General features: G+C 45.7%; 12 protein-coding genes. 9 read left to right on the top strand and 3 right to left on the bottom strand.

Annotated features, from left to right (window positions below):
- Positions 1 to 10: 10 nt before the first annotated feature.
- Both ACUYLD_RS19405 and ACUYLD_RS19410 read left to right on the top strand, forming a co-directional pair.
- Positions 11 to 904 carry a carbohydrate ABC transporter permease gene (locus ACUYLD_RS19405; RefSeq protein ID WP_061830389.1) on the top strand — a complete coding sequence of 298 codons (894 nt, stop codon included), beginning with the start codon at positions 11 to 13 and terminating at the stop codon, positions 902 to 904.
- Between the two features lie 110 nt (positions 905 to 1014).
- Complete coding sequence (locus tag ACUYLD_RS19410) at positions 1015 to 2556, top strand: extracellular solute-binding protein (protein ID WP_446675773.1); 1542 nt, start codon at positions 1015 to 1017, stop codon at positions 2554 to 2556.
- 126 nt (positions 2557 to 2682) lie between these two features.
- Here ACUYLD_RS19410 and ACUYLD_RS19415 read toward each other — a convergent pair whose 3' ends face one another.
- Positions 2683 to 4944: an AraC family transcriptional regulator gene (locus tag ACUYLD_RS19415; RefSeq protein ID WP_446675774.1), complete on the bottom strand. Its 2262-nt coding sequence runs from the start codon at positions 4942 to 4944 to the stop codon at positions 2683 to 2685.
- A 225-nt stretch (positions 4945 to 5169) separates the two neighbouring features.
- Complete coding sequence (locus tag ACUYLD_RS19420; protein ID WP_061830386.1) at positions 5170 to 5883, bottom strand: expansin EXLX1 family cellulose-binding protein; 714 nt, start codon at positions 5881 to 5883, stop codon at positions 5170 to 5172.
- Positions 5884 to 6234: 351 nt separating this feature from the next.
- Between ACUYLD_RS19420 and ACUYLD_RS19425 the strand changes: the two genes are divergently transcribed.
- Positions 6235 to 6951, top strand: a complete 717-nt coding sequence (locus ACUYLD_RS19425) for a metal-dependent hydrolase (protein ID WP_061830385.1) — start codon at positions 6235 to 6237, stop codon at positions 6949 to 6951.
- Between the two features lie 99 nt (positions 6952 to 7050).
- Here ACUYLD_RS19425 and ACUYLD_RS19430 read toward each other — a convergent pair whose 3' ends face one another.
- On the bottom strand, positions 7051 to 8130 hold the full coding sequence (locus ACUYLD_RS19430; RefSeq protein ID WP_061830384.1) for a M42 family metallopeptidase: 1080 nt from the start codon (positions 8128 to 8130) through the stop codon (positions 7051 to 7053).
- 185 nt (positions 8131 to 8315) lie between these two features.
- Here ACUYLD_RS19430 and spoVAC point away from each other — a divergent pair, with 185 nt between their 5' ends.
- The 6 genes from spoVAC to ACUYLD_RS19460 all read left to right on the top strand — a co-directional run bounded on the left by spoVAC (position 8316) and on the right by ACUYLD_RS19460 (position 14861).
- Positions 8316 to 8822, top strand: coding sequence for a stage V sporulation protein AC (gene spoVAC, locus ACUYLD_RS19435; protein ID WP_025723396.1), 507 nt, complete (start codon positions 8316 to 8318; stop codon positions 8820 to 8822).
- Entirely contained in the window at positions 8819 to 9841 is a 1023-nt protein-coding gene (spoVAD, locus tag ACUYLD_RS19440) for a stage V sporulation protein AD (RefSeq protein WP_023989537.1), read from the top strand. Before spoVAC ends, spoVAD begins: the two co-directional genes overlap by 4 nt.
- The gene (gene spoVAE, locus ACUYLD_RS19445; RefSeq protein ID WP_013311204.1) at positions 9838 to 10194 is read left to right on the top strand and encodes a stage V sporulation protein AE; all 357 of its coding nucleotides are present in this window, start codon (positions 9838 to 9840) and stop codon (positions 10192 to 10194) included. Before spoVAD ends, spoVAE begins: the two co-directional genes overlap by 4 nt.
- A gap of 213 nt (positions 10195 to 10407) precedes the next feature.
- The gene (locus ACUYLD_RS19450) at positions 10408 to 11367 is read left to right on the top strand and encodes an AAA family ATPase (protein ID WP_103049576.1); all 960 of its coding nucleotides are present in this window, start codon (positions 10408 to 10410) and stop codon (positions 11365 to 11367) included.
- A gap of 3 nt (positions 11368 to 11370) precedes the next feature.
- The gene (locus ACUYLD_RS19455) at positions 11371 to 12618 is read left to right on the top strand and encodes a DUF58 domain-containing protein (RefSeq protein WP_446675775.1); all 1248 of its coding nucleotides are present in this window, start codon (positions 11371 to 11373) and stop codon (positions 12616 to 12618) included.
- Positions 12615 to 14861, top strand: coding sequence for a transglutaminase TgpA family protein (locus tag ACUYLD_RS19460; RefSeq protein WP_446675776.1), 2247 nt, complete (start codon positions 12615 to 12617; stop codon positions 14859 to 14861). Before ACUYLD_RS19455 ends, ACUYLD_RS19460 begins: the two co-directional genes overlap by 4 nt.
- The last annotated feature ends 25 nt before the right edge of the window (positions 14862 to 14886 follow it).

Raw genomic sequence — 14886 nt, forward strand, 5'->3', positions numbered from 1 at the left:
ACCCAAACGGATGGCGATCAAAGAGGATGTATACACTCGAATTTTTAAAATCATCTCTTATGTGATTATCATTATTGCTTCCATTGCTTGTTTACTCCCGTTCCTACTTATTATTTCGGCTTCACTGACCAGTAATGAATCGATTATCAGGGATGGATATCACTTTATACCACAGCAATTCTCACTGGAAGGTTACCGGACGGTGTTCACCTTTCCTGAAGAGGTGTTAAGAGCGTACGGGGTGACAATTTTTACCACGGTTGTAGGCACGACATTGGGCCTGTTCCTGATGACGATGGCAGGATATGTGTTGGCACGCAAAGATTTTAAATACCGCAATGCGTTTTCATTCTATATATACTTTACGACGCTGTTCGGAGGCGGGTTGGTACCTTGGTACATTATGCTGACGAAGTATTTAGGATTGCTTGATACGTATACAGTGCTTATTTTCCCGGGATTGATGACTCCGTTTCTGATCATTTTAATGAAAAACTTCATTCGTTCTTCCATGCCGGAAGAACTGTTCGAGTCCGCTAAAATTGACGGCGCGGGTGATTTTAAAATTTACTATCGAATTGTGCTGCCTTTATCTACACCGGGGATTGCCACTGTGGGGCTGTTTCTGGCCTTGGCTTACTGGAATGACTGGTTCTCATCCTCACTCTTTATTAACGATCCGCATAAATACCAGTTGCAATATTATCTGTATAATGTAATTAACTCCATGCAATTTATCGCTCAAATGGGTGCAGGTACTGGTGTGTCTCTTTCCAATGATATGCCGACAGAATCGACCAAAATGGCAATGGCGATCGTGGTTACTGGACCCATTTTGCTGCTGTACCCGTTCATTCAGCGTTACTTTGTTAAGGGGCTGACCATAGGCGCGGTAAAAGGCTGAAGCGGCACTAAAAGGCTTTGATGGCATAACGTGCTGACGGTATGCCATCAAAGCAGCACTTTTTGTAAGCGTTTTAATAAACAGACTACCATTTCAAAGGGAGGATTCACATGACATTCACAAAGAAAAGAAAACAACGCATGTCCATCCTGATTGCAGTAATGGTTATCATGGCGCTATTAGCCGGATGTGGAGGCGGTAGCGGAAACAGCGCACAAAAAGCAAATGGAGAGGATGATAAATCCCAAAAAGTTCAGCTGCAATTTTATATGCTGGGGGATGCTCCTAAGGATCTGTCTACCATTGAGGCAGAGATTAATAAATTGGCAGAAAAGGATCTGAATGCCACCGTCAAATTTAACTATACGACGTGGACAGACTGGGATCAAAAATATAAGCTGTTATTGTCTTCGGGTCAGCCTATCGACCTGATATTCACTGCAGATTGGACGCAGTATCAGGCCTATGCCAAGAAAGGTGCATTCCTGCCGCTAGACGATCTGCTGCCTAAGGCTGCACCTGCCTTGCAAAAATTTGTACCTCAGGACATGTGGGATGGAGTTAAAATTGGAGGCAAAATTTATACCGTGCCTGGCACGTATAAAGAGTATGTCACTAACGGCTTTGTATGGCGTGAGGATTTACGAGAGAAGTACAATTTGCCTAAACCGACAGATATCAAAAGTTACGAGGCTTATATGGATGGGATACGTCAGCATGAGCCAAATATGAAAACCGTATCTCTAAACAGCGATATCAAGGGAAATCTGCATGATCGATATACCGAATTAGTAACGAAGAGTGTAGGTGCCTTGCCTTATGGCATTGGTATTAAATATGAAAAACCAACAGAGGTTTATAAATATTGGGGCTCGGATGAACAAAAGGAAGAGCTGAACACTTACAAACGCTGGGCCGATAAAGGATTCATTCCCAAAAATGTATTAAACGTAAAAGATACGCTTCAGGATCAAGTGACTTCTGGCAAAGCAGCGAGTATTTTCGGTGATAATCCAACCCGGTTTAATGATATGGTCATTAAGCTCAAAGCATCTCACCCGGACTGGAAGCTCGAGTATTACCCATTCCCTTTGACGACAGGTTATGCAACTCCAGTGCATCCGATTCACAACGGCTTTGCAATTCCAAAAAGCAGCCCAAATCCGGCGCGCGCATTAGCTTTTTATGAAAAGCTTGTGACGGACAAACGCTATAATTTGCTCACGCAATATGGTATTGAAGGCAAAAACTATGAAGTCAAAGATGGTTACTATCATATGATTGGTAGCGGCAGTTCTAATGGATTTTCACGCGAAGGTATGAACAGTTGGGCTTGGCGTAACCCGGAATATATGCTGTTTGATTCAGGCTTTGACCGTGTGAAGAAGATATTTGCTGAGCTGGATAAAATCCAGAACCCTGACCTGTTTACCGGCTTTGCAGAGGACTACACAACCTACCAAGCTGAAAAAGCGGCTCTAGAACAGGTTGAGAAGCAATATCTGTATCCGCTCCAAGCTGGGCTGATCGACAATGTAGATCAAGGCTTGCAGACCTTCTTGCAGAAGGCAAACCAAGCTGGTTTGGAAAAAATTCAAACCGAATATACAAAACAATGGGAAGCTTACGTAAAGGAGAAGGGGATTAAATAAAACATAAAGAATTGTGATAAATAATAAAGCAAGTCTCCAGAAAGTTGGAGGCTTGCTTTATTAATGTCAGTTTATGTTTTTGGGAGCAATGTTCCGTTCTCGGAGCGGTCGTGTAGAGCAGTCTACTTATTGCGCATTTGCTTTAGAACGGCGAAAATCTGTCGGTGTTACGCCCAAGCTACGTTTGAACATGCGATGGAAATAAGAGCTGCTCGCAAATCCGGTTTGTTCTGCTACGTCAGCCACAGACCAGTCGGTCTGTTCCAGCAGTTCACAGGCCTTGCGAATACGGAGTTGTTGGATGACGTCCACGATGGTAGACATGGTCTGTTGCTTATATAGCCTGCTGACATAGATCGGCGACATATCCAGCTCTTCCGCAATCTGATTGAGACAAAAATTGGGATCCGTATAGGCTTGCTCTATTCGTTCATTAATTTGCCGCACCAATCGTTCCTGCTTCGTGTTTCGTTTTTCCGATAGACTGGAGCGAATATGATCAAAGACCAATTGATAATGATCAATAAGATTCTCAGCGGTCTCTAACCGATCTGCGGATGGTAATTCAGGTTTAGTTTCTATAGCAAATCCATTGAGCTCACTGATATGCCGAACAGCATTATTCACACTCATGATGAGCCGGGATATTGCCACTTGAATAGAGGAAAATGGATATTTTTCCATATGCATCAACAATTCTTTGAACATACTGTGTGCATCCTCCGTATGACCAGACAGTAGTGTATCCAGCATTTTTTTCTCTTTATCGGCTGGATATACGTAAGTATTTTGGATATCCTCGTCTGTAGTGTTTTGTGCATTAATAATGCAGCCATGCCCCTGAAAAAATCGGTGCATAGATGCGTCTTGTACCTGGCGGTACAGCAAATGCAGCCGTTCTGGTTGACTCGTGATGGCACTGTAAGTCAGTGAAACGCTCAGCTTCAAATATTCAAAGCAAGCTTCACGTATTTGGCGTAATAAGGTTTCTAGCAGTACAGTGTCTGTATGTTCTGCGGGATCGAGAATGTTAAGCATCAGCAGTACACTGTCCTCATCCATATCAACGGTCTCCACCCGGTACGTTTGTCCGCATATTTCAGAAGCAATGTTCATGATTGCAAACTTATAGGGTAGCAGATCAGGTCCACGTTCGCTTTGCCATCGGGTATATTCATCTATGCGCAGCAGCACAAGGCGGTAGTCTTTGTCGAACTGGAACGTAATCCCAAGCTCGCGTAATCGTTCCGGTTCTTCACCGGCAGGAAGATTTCGGATTCCTCGGATCACATTCCGTAAAATGTTTTGCCGGATCGTGTACATGCTGTTTCGTTTCTCCGATTCCAGTGAATTCATATGCATAACAATTTGGCCAATAGGCGTATACAGCATTTTGGATAGCAGCCACGAAGCCACGAATCCTGCCAATGCAATGATGGCGGCTATCAGTAACATCGCATTACGAATAACACTCGCCATTTTGATAACGCTTTCATATGGGGTGACACTAATATACTGCCAACCTAGTCCGTCCGGGGAGGTGTAGGAAATGAGTGATCTTTTACCATGAAAGTCTTCTACAAAATAGCCTGTTTCTTGTTTTTTGACTCTCGTGTGCAACCATAGCTGCTCTTTTTCGTTCAAAGTTTCGTCTGTCAATGTTGTACCAGACAACAGTCTGCCCTGATCGTCTAAAATATAAGCGGTCCCGCCTGAGATTGGATTCGCCGACATTTCCTTGTTCATCCAGGCCGCCGACACATTCACAATCACAGCCGAATTTATCGCTTCGTTCGAGTTAATTGCGTCATAACATAAATACGTATAGGCTGCGATATCTGGGCTTGCTTGCTCTACTCCAGTTTCGGAGTCTGAGGCCGACAGCAGCGGATACGTGCGTGGAATAGGCGTAAAGGGTTTATAGTCCTGATAATGATCCAGCACGCGAATGATATCTGTATCAGCCAGTTCATGTTTGCTGAATAACCCGTTTTGACCTTGTGATGACGCAATGTAGAAGGTGCCGCTTTTAGGGTTAAACACGTAGATGGATTCGATATACGGCATGGAGTTAAGATAATTGTTCAATTCGGTCATGGCAGCGGTTACATCATATACATTAGGTTTTGGATAATACAACAACTTGGACAGGGTACTGCTGCGATACATTTGAAATGCCAAAGATTGAGCAATAGATGTCATGTTAATAACTTCTTTGCTTCTCAACGTCAAGCTGTTGTGATTGGCCTCGAATGCCTGCTCCTTTTCCACGCGAATATAGTAAAAATAATACACAGTGGTGGATACCAGCAACGTTAGCGTAATACATAACGTAATGCTGACCAGCAATTTGCTGTGAAGCTTGTGATGCTTTTTGAAATTGCTCATATGAACAGGCCTCCTGTCTGTGTGCACGTAGCTGTAAAGTACACCCTATTTATGTATTCATTATACGTGTGATCTTGTGAACAGGACAGTGAACAAACCGATTCTTTGTGAAAAATAATGATTTTTTCGTAAAAAGGCCAGGAACACTTATACGCATTGGATTGCGTCGGTTCCCGGCCGGGTTTGTGTATTCAAATAAAAGAAGGAAAGATGACGGTACTGCAACTAGTCAGGAAATTGAACGTTACCATTAACGATATAGGCTCCGCCTGTACCATTTTCCGCTAGAGCTGGGATTGTATCGTTTAGCACGACACCACGAATGTCCGTAATTCGTATTTTCAGAGGTTGTTTTCCTAAGTTAGTACCTAGAAAGTGGTTGTAATCCTGTTTTTCGAGATTGAGCCATTGTCCGTTTTGTTGGACTTCCATCTTCAAGACCGGATATTTATGATTGCGTACTTGAATGGCTGCCCACCATTGGCTGCTGCCTTCTTTAATGCGGTAGGAGACATTGCCGTTAACCGGAGCTTTGACAACTTTCCACGAAATATTAATTTTTCCGTCTATTTGATTGCCAATCAGGTTGAACGCGTTTGGGGACAGATCGAGTGCGCCACTTGGACCTTCAGGGTAAAGATCAGTTACATATACGGTTGTTTTCCCTTTGGGACCTTGAACTTCCAAATAGGCTCCAGCTAATGCAGCTTTGATTCCGTTATAATTCAGTTGTGTGCGATTAAGCGCTGTAATTTTGGCATCCGAAGGGATGGGATCAAGCAGTAATGCCCCTCCAGAGTAACCTGATCCTGTATATGTGGCGTACCCCGTGTATGTATCATTCCAAGCAGCAGAAGCGGGAAGGGCGAATAATACAAGACTTAGCAACGATGTTAGACCGATGGTTTTGAACTTTCGGAACGTCGATATTTTTTGCATAACATTTCCTCCTTATTCATTTAATAGATTCATATAGTAAATATAAACACTATATTACCTAATATTTCAAATTGTACAATAGGACTTTGAGGCAAAAAGAAAATATTGAAGATGTTTGTCAACATACTCATAGGCCATATGGCGTGTTTTTTAAGAAATGGTTGTACAGATAAAGAACAAGGGGAGGATTAAGTAATGAGGACGAAAATAGGACTTTTGGATGAAGTCTTTTAAATAGAATAAGCGAACTATTGTTCTCCTTTTGTTTGTCGTATACAATCGAATCATGCTGATTCAAATGGAGTGATGTTGAACTCTGTTGTATGCTACAACGAAAGGATGTTTTGCACCATGATGGGAAGAGCCCATTTGATTATTGGAACCGGGGTCTCCCTGTCGGTATTAGCTTTAAGTGGATACGAAGTGACCCCGGCTGCCGTGGCAGCTGCTGTGGTCGGTTCACTGTTGCCGGATATTGATGAGCCTAACTCCATGCTCGTGAGCCGTGCGCTGCCAACCAAAATGCTTAGGCTTATACAGCTTCTAATGATTGGGGCTGCTGGTTGGGTATTTTTCACCCGTTTGGCTCCACCGCCATGGAATCTTGTTTTGGCTTTGCTGATGATCAGTGCTTCTTTTATGCCTTCACGATCCATGCGCAAGGTTATTATCTTTCTAATTGGTATCGGCCTAGCCTGGTATGGAGAATCATATGCACCGTGGAATTATATCGCCGGGTGTCTGCTGATCATTTGTACGTTAGTCCCACACCGGGGGTTGACACATACGGTATACGGGACAGTCGCATGGACTGCGTTGCTTTATGGTACGACACGTTTGCACGGTGACAGCATATGGCTGGCTGGAGGTCTAGCGTACTTGCTGCATTTACTGGCAGATTCCTTGACGAATAATGGAATCAAACCTTTGCCGCCGTTCAAATGGAAGCTGCGATTTAAATTGATGAGTACCGGAACCCGGAAGGGAGCTAAGATAGAAAACGTCTGTATTGCTTTAACTACTGTACTTGTAGTGATTGCTTTGCTTCGTTATAAGCATTTGATTTGATATATTCTATCTTTTGTTTCTATTAAATTAAAAAAACAGTCAATGCACGTTGTACGTGTCTTGACTGTTTTTTTATAGATTGCGATTCTCTGTTACAACTTAGGCTCGTTCAATAATGGTATTCAACGTTGTACGATCCAGATTTTGAACTAGCTTGATGATCAGCTCTTTGGCTGCATCATAATCATCAGTGTGAATAATGGACGAGGAAGTATGGATGTATCGTCCACAGATGCCTATGACAGTGGATGGCACGCCAATTCCGCTCAAGTGCACTTGACCTGCATCGGTTCCCCCTGTGGAGATGAAATATTGATACTTGATTTTGTGAGTTTCCGCCATGTCTTGCACGTACTCCACAATCCCGCGATGTGTAATCATACCCGGATCAAATACCCGCAGCAGTGCGCCTTTACCGAGGTGCCCGTAAGCATTCGGGTCGCCGCCCATATCGTTGGCTGCACTGCAATCCAGTGCAAAGAATATATCCGGCTGAATCAGATTGGCCGCTGTGCGTGCACCACGCAGTCCCACTTCTTCTTGAACAGTGGCCCCTGCATACAATGTATTGGGAAGCTTGTCTTTTTCTTTATGTAATGCTTCAAGCAGTTCAATAGCCAAGCCTACACCGTAGCGGTTATCCCATGCTTTAGCCATGATTTTTTTAGGATTTGCCAGTGGAGTGAAATCACAGATCGGCGCAATGGCCGTTCCTGGTACGATCCCCAGATCTTGCGCTTCTTGTCTGCTGTCTACGCCGATATCCAGATACATATGCTTGATGTCCATAGGTTTGCTGCGTTGCGATTCATCCAGCAAATGAGGCGAGACAGAGCCAACTACACCAATAACTGGGCCTTTTGGAGTCAATACTTGAAGACGTTGTGACATAATGGCTTGGCTCCACCAGCCTCCAACCGGCTGAAAACGAATCATTCCAGTTTCCGTAATACCATTCACGATAAAACCGACTTCATCCAGATGGCCTGCCACCATCACACGTGGTCCACTCTCTTGACCGCGTAGCACCCCAAAAAGACTGCCCAGTCGATCTTGCACGATTTCATCGGTATAGCCGGATATCCGTTCCTTAACCCATGCCCGCAACTCACGCTCATGTCCAGGAATGGAAGGAAACTCCGTTAAGGTTTTAAACAATTCCAATGTTTTTGATTCCATGATGTATACCTCACTCCTTATTAATTAACCAGTGGTCGTCATGTATTCAGTATGAATGGATTTGTATCGAATGTCCACGATATCATTTTCCTGACATAACATTTCTCCAAAAAGCTCATAATGAAAAAGAGCCAAGCAATTCGAACCGCCAAGCGCGAAAACTTACAGATAAGGGGTGGTGAATGATGCCAGCTAAATCCGGGCAGCGCGGTTTTCGTACCAATACGTCGCCGCTGTCCATAAATGAGAAGGACTATCAGAATATTTCACAAAAGCATGAACCCTCGAGAAAAGTATTTGCCAATTGTGTGCGCGCTTTTCTGGTTGGAGGCGGGATATGTGTGATTGGACAGGCGATTCAAGAGGCTTTTATGGCAGGAATGCACATATCAGCCAAGGAGGCCGCCCCGCCGACCTCATCGATGATGATCTTGCTGGCGGTCATATTAACCTGTATCGGGGTTTACGATAAGGTTGCTCAATGGGCAGGAGCAGGAACCGCTGTGCCCATTACAGGCTTTGCTAACTCGATGTGTTCGGCTGCATTGGAATATCGTTCTGAGGGACTGGTGCTCGGAGTAGGCGCCAATATGTTCAAACTTGCAGGCTCGGTTGTCGTATTCGGGGTGGTGGCTGCATTTATCGTAGGCGTTATATATGCCATCCTTGGTGTGGGAGGCAATCACTTATGAGAAGACAGGGCGGACAAACCTGGAAGTTTGAATCGAGACCGCGCATTATTGGAAGTGCCACTGTTGTGGGCCCGGATGAAGGAGAAGGGCCGTTGTCCACAGATTTTGATTATATTTATGACAATATAGAAATCAACGAGAAAACGTGGGAAAAAGCGGAACGTAGATTGATTGAGCATTCTACAGAGCTGGCGCTAATTAATGCCAATTTGAACAAAGAAGAAGTGCAGTTTTTTATTAGTGGTGATCTGATGAATCAGATTATCAGTAGCTCCTTCTCGGCTAGCAAGCTGGCCATTCCCTATTTGGGGGTTTTTGGAGCCTGCTCAACATCAATGGAAAGCTTAGCCTTAGCCGCACTTATTGTGGACTCAGAGGCCGGTGACTACGTGATGGCGGGTACGACCAGCCATAACTGTACTGTAGAAAAACAATTCCGCTATCCTAATGAATACGGATCACAGAAGCCTCCTACGGCTCAGTATACTGTTACCGGTTCCGGCGCCGCAATTGTAGGACATGCCAAGTCAGGAACGGTGGTGGATTGTGCTACCATTGGACGTGTAATGGACATGGGCATTAAAGACCCTTTTAATATGGGTGGAGCCATGGCTCCCGCGGCTGCGGATACGCTGTTGTCTCATTTTCGAGACACTGGCCGTGACCCTGGTTACTATGATCTCATTGTAACGGGCGATTTAGCCTCAGTGGGGCTACCAATTGCCAAGGAGCTGCTCAAAAAAGATGGGTTCGATATGAATCAGACGGAATTTAATGATTGCGGTTTGCTGATTTACGACATCAATAAGCAAAAGAAAGTCATTGCAGGAGGCAGTGGTTGTGGCTGCTCGGCTGTTGTAACCTACGGGCATTTGTTGAAGCGGATCGAAAAAGGAGAGCTGCAAAAGGTACTGGTCGTGGCGACCGGAGCGTTATTATCTCCTTTGACTACACAGCAGGGTGAAAGCATTCCTTGTGTTGCACATGCTGTAGCTTTTGAAGCGGGAGGAACAGTATGATATTTCTATGGGCTTTTTTAGTGGGTGGTGCCATTTGTGTTGTGGGCCAGTTGATGATGGATGTGTTCAAAATGACGCCGGCACATACGATGAGTACGTTGGTGGTTGCAGGTGCAATTGCTGATGCTGTTGGGATATACGATCCGCTTATTAAATTTGCAGGAGCGGGTGCGACCATTCCAATTACCAGTTTTGGTAACTCACTTGTACACGGCGCATTAACCGAATTGGAGAAGGACGGATGGCTGGGTGTCATTACAGGGATCTTTAGTCTGACAAGTGCAGGAATTTCCTCTGCGATTATTTTCTCTTTTCTGGCATGCTTGTTTGTTCGTCCAAAAGGAAGCATATAAAAGACGCGTACTATAGAGTTGACATAAAAATAAATGATTATATACATGTGCCCTTCGGATCTAATGACCGAAGGGTTTTTAATTGTTCTGCACATGAAAGATCGAAAGAAGGATGGAGTTTAAATCATACGGGCAGGGGGTTAAGTGTACTCTGTGCCCACCTTCATGTACAATAATAGGAAACATGTTGCTATCTAGGAGGTTTACAGAGCTATGCCCGTACGTCAAGAATCTGTGCAGATTGTTTCTGCAATCCGTTCTAATCTGGAATCATGTATATTAGGTAAATCCTTTGAAATAAAATTACTGCTTACGGCTATGCTGGCGGGTGGACACATTCTGATCGAGGACGTTCCGGGTACGGGGAAAACGCAAATGATCAAGGCTCTTGCCAAATCCATGCGCGGTGATTACCGCCGTGTTCAATGTAATCCTGATATTCTCCCGAGTGATATTACAGGGGTATCCATATTTCATCCACGGGACGAGCGTTTTTATTTCCGTCCGGGTCCTGTGATGACTAATATTTTACTGGCGGACGAAATTAACCGAGCGACGACGAAAACCCAGTCGGCTCTGCTGGAGGTTATGGAGGAACGCAGTGTGACAGTGGATGGGGACACTCATATGTTGCCTCATCCTTTTATGCTGTGTGCTACACAAAATCCGATTGATTTTGAAGGCACTTATATGCTGCCGGAAGCACAGTTAGATCGTTTTATGCTCAAAATCAGCTTGGGTTATCCTGACATGGAGACGGAGCGAAACATGCTGCTTCATCATCAAGCAGGCCAGCCAGCAGACCGTCTGGAGGCTGTAGCTCATATGGAGCAGATTGCTGACATCCAGCAGGAAATTAGAGGGATTTATATGGACGAAGCAGTGACGTCCTATTTACTTGATATCGTTCGTGCGACAAGAGAACATCCATCCGTGCTGCTGGGAGCTAGCCCCCGGGCGGCGCTTGCTTTTGTAATGGCTGCGAAGGCATACGCTTTTCTAGACAACCGTGACTATGTGCTGCCTGATGATGTGAAGGCGCTGGCACCTTATGTGCTAACGCATCGTTTGTTGCTGCGTCCCGAGGCGCGTCTGGACAGTTCCAGTGCCCAGTCCGTGCTCCAGGCTGTCCTTCGGCAGGTTCATGTACCCGTACGAATGGAGCGTCCTTAGGGAATGAATATGGTCAAAAGGAAGCGCAGGCTTCCACGGCTGTCAGGCCGCATCTGGCTTCTGGTGGTCATATGGGTGGTGTGCCTGCTATATTTGTTGTTTCAGGGCGGCAAGACGTCGGTCATGCTGTTGTCTATGGTTACGCTGTTAATCGTTTATTTATGGATCGTTGGTCTGAGCGGAGTTCGCCGTGTGCAAGGCTCCCGGCAGCTTTCGCAAGGCTCGCAGTTTGGAGAACTGCTGCATGCGGGAGATCAGGTGCATGTAAAGCTGAGCCTCAGTATACCTGGTTTTCTTCCGTTACCCTATGTCATTGTCCGTGAGGTCCTCAAGCGACATACAGGTGAATCCTGGTCGTTTGAGGACAGTGTCATTCCCAGTCTAAAAGGGGGCGGTCAGCTTACATTTCAGACTCCTGCTTTAGAGCGAGGAAGCTATCACTTTGAGGATACGGAATGTGTGAGTGAGGACATCTTCGGCCTGTTGGAGCACAAAGGCAGCTTGAACGCACGCGGTGAATTTCGAGTGCTGCCCCGAACGGTATTCATTCCGTATTGGCAGATGAATGACCGTCGCTCAAGGATGTCTGGACCGCAGACCGTTCAAACTCGAACGCGGCGTGAAACGACACAAATTAACGGTGTACGGGATTATGTATATGGAGATCGGTTTTCGCGCATCCACTGGAATGCGACGGCGCGTACAGGTAGCTGGAAATCCAAGGAATTTGAGCATGAGACCGTTCCTAAAACGATGCTTGTGCTGGACGTACACATGAAGCATTATGTAAACGCCGAACAGTTTGAGCTAGCTGTATCCTCTACCGCTTCATTGCTGGAATATGGTGGACGAGAGCGAATGGGGGTTGGATTGTGCACAGCTGGAGAGAAAGGTATCGTCTTTCAGCCAAGTGAGCAGACAATGGAACGACAACGAATGATGCATCACTTGGTAGACATACACACAACTTCACAAGGTAGCTTGAAATCCGCTGTAGAAAGCAGTGTACGCCAGTTTCCGCAAGGCTGTTATTTTATATTGATTAGTCCGCTGAAGGATTATCAGGCGATGGAGCTTCTTCGCTGGGCCGATACCCGGGGGATGACTCCGTGCCACGTCTATATCGGAGAAGGTTCTGCTGAGGGAGAAGCTGAAGAATGGATGAGCATGCTTCGTGCAAGAGGAATCAAGGGCTACGATGTTGAGAGCCTTGAGGAGCTCCCGGCTGTAATGGGGGGAGGAATACTATGAAGAGCTGGTTACAATCGTTAAAGGGTTCCTGGGCCCCCGCTTTTACATTTTTATGGATTATTATTATTGCCATGCAATGGGTTTCTTTTGCTTCCGAATTATGGCTGGAAGAGACAAGAGCACTTGTACTGATGACCATTACGATGCTGGCTCTGGTGAAGATTGTACTACCATTTCGTCCTTGGATTGAATTTATTGTTAAGGCGGCGGCGCTGTTTTTTATTTTGTATCGGACATTGGTGTCTTACTCCATCATTATCCCCTTCGGAGGGGTAGCCAATCGCCTGGACCAATTTATATCCAATATGTCTCCTTATATTTGGTTTTCCCTTATCGCTTGGCTAGTTATTGAAATGGTGCCGCTCATCGTTACAACGAAGCAACGGATTCTTGTTTTTGTGGGTATTAATATTGCCGCGCTGGCAGTGCTTGATTCCTTCACGCCAACTGTGCTGTGGGAGGAGGTTGCTTGGATCGTCTTTGCTGGTATGGGTTGGCTGGTGACACAGCATCTGCAGTATTTTCGGCAGCATTATCCTCAAGGATGGAAGCATATTCGGCGCTATCCATATAAAATAGCAGCCAATATTGCGGTCATTTTTGCGCTCATTATTATGGCTGGTGTTAATATGCCTGAGGTACAGCCAGCTTTGACTGATCCCTATACAGCGTGGACCCAGAGAGATAGCTCAACCACCGCTGGGATCAGCAATGGATCTGGGGCACTGAATCAGCGGATGAACACCGCATCGGGTTATAGTCGCCAGGATAATCGGTTGGGTGGAGGTTTTAATTTTGATTATTCTCCTGTCATGACCATCACGACCACTCAGCGAAGCTATTGGCGGGGGGAAACGAAACGAACCTATTCCGGTACAGGCTGGAGTGACGGGGGCAACGATGATCAAACGCTGAATGATGTGCCGATGACCGCAGAGCTTGAAAACACACAAGAAACGCGGCATTCGACTGAGCAGGTCGTTCAGACCATTACGATGCAAAACGACCAGAGCTATCCTGTTTTGTTTGGCGCCTATTCGGTGCAGCGTGTTCAATCGGTGGACAGAGATTCACGGGCAGATGGGTTACGTTGGAACCCGGAACAGGCGGAACTGCTTTGGAATCCATCCTCCCGAAGAACTGCTTATCCTAAAACGTATACTCTGGTATCGCATGTCCCTGTGATCCCTGAGAAAGAGCTACGCACAAAAACTTTTAATGAGTTGTACGGAAAAAATAAACAGGAAGCCTATCTACAAATTCCAGATGAGTTGCCACAGCGGGTTCGTGATTTGGCTCAGAACGTAACGTCAACGGCGAAAACGCCGTATGAAAAAGTCGGATTACTACAGCAGTATTTGCAGCAAAATTATGCATATACGAACAATCCGGACCTCTCACGGAAAAGAAGCAGAGATTTTGTGGATGCCTTTCTGTTTGAGATTCGGGAGGGCTATTGCGATTATTATTCCACCTCATTAGTCATGATGGCTCGCTCTGTTGGGGTTCCAGCCCGCTGGGTTAAAGGATATGCACCTGGTCAGCAGACGTTTTCAGATGATGCAACAACGGGCGAAAGTGACGAAAATATGTCCTCTTACTCCGTGACAAATGCGGATGCTCATTCCTGGGCGGAAGTATATTTAGGTGAATACGGTTGGGTCCCTGTAGAAGCTACGCCTGGCTTTGATATGCCGCTGCTTACGGAACAGGAGGATTCAAAGACTCCAGAAGCCCCTGAGGTTAAAGATCAGCCTGAACCAGAACAGCCTGAGCAGACCCCGCAGACTAATCCGGAGGAAGGTTCAAAGATTCATCCTGTAATCATAGGTTCTGCTGCTGCAATTCTGCTGCTGTGGGCTGCTTATATCGTCTGGCGTAATCGCGCAGACATTCACTTTTACCTGCTTCGTTTACGCAGAGGTAAGCCGCTGACCCCGGATGAAAAGGTGGTCGTCGAAACTGAGCACTGGTTAAGGTACATGCGAAGAAAGGGATTTGTCCGCGCCAGTCACGAGACGCTGAGGGAATCAGTTGATAGATGGTCGCTAGAAGTACCGGAACACGCTTCAATTTTACATCAGCTGCTTGGCCGATTTGAACAAGCGCGTTATAGCCCCTCATCCGTAACCGCAGAAGATTGGCATATGGTTCGCCAGCAGGCATCTCTGTTACACAAAGAAGGATGGATAAAACGATGGGCTGGACGAAAAGCTGCGACGGATCAGAAGGATCAAGACTAGTCTATTTTTGATTAGGTCCAAACGC

The organism is Paenibacillus sp. SER-28 (assembly GCF_052906305.1).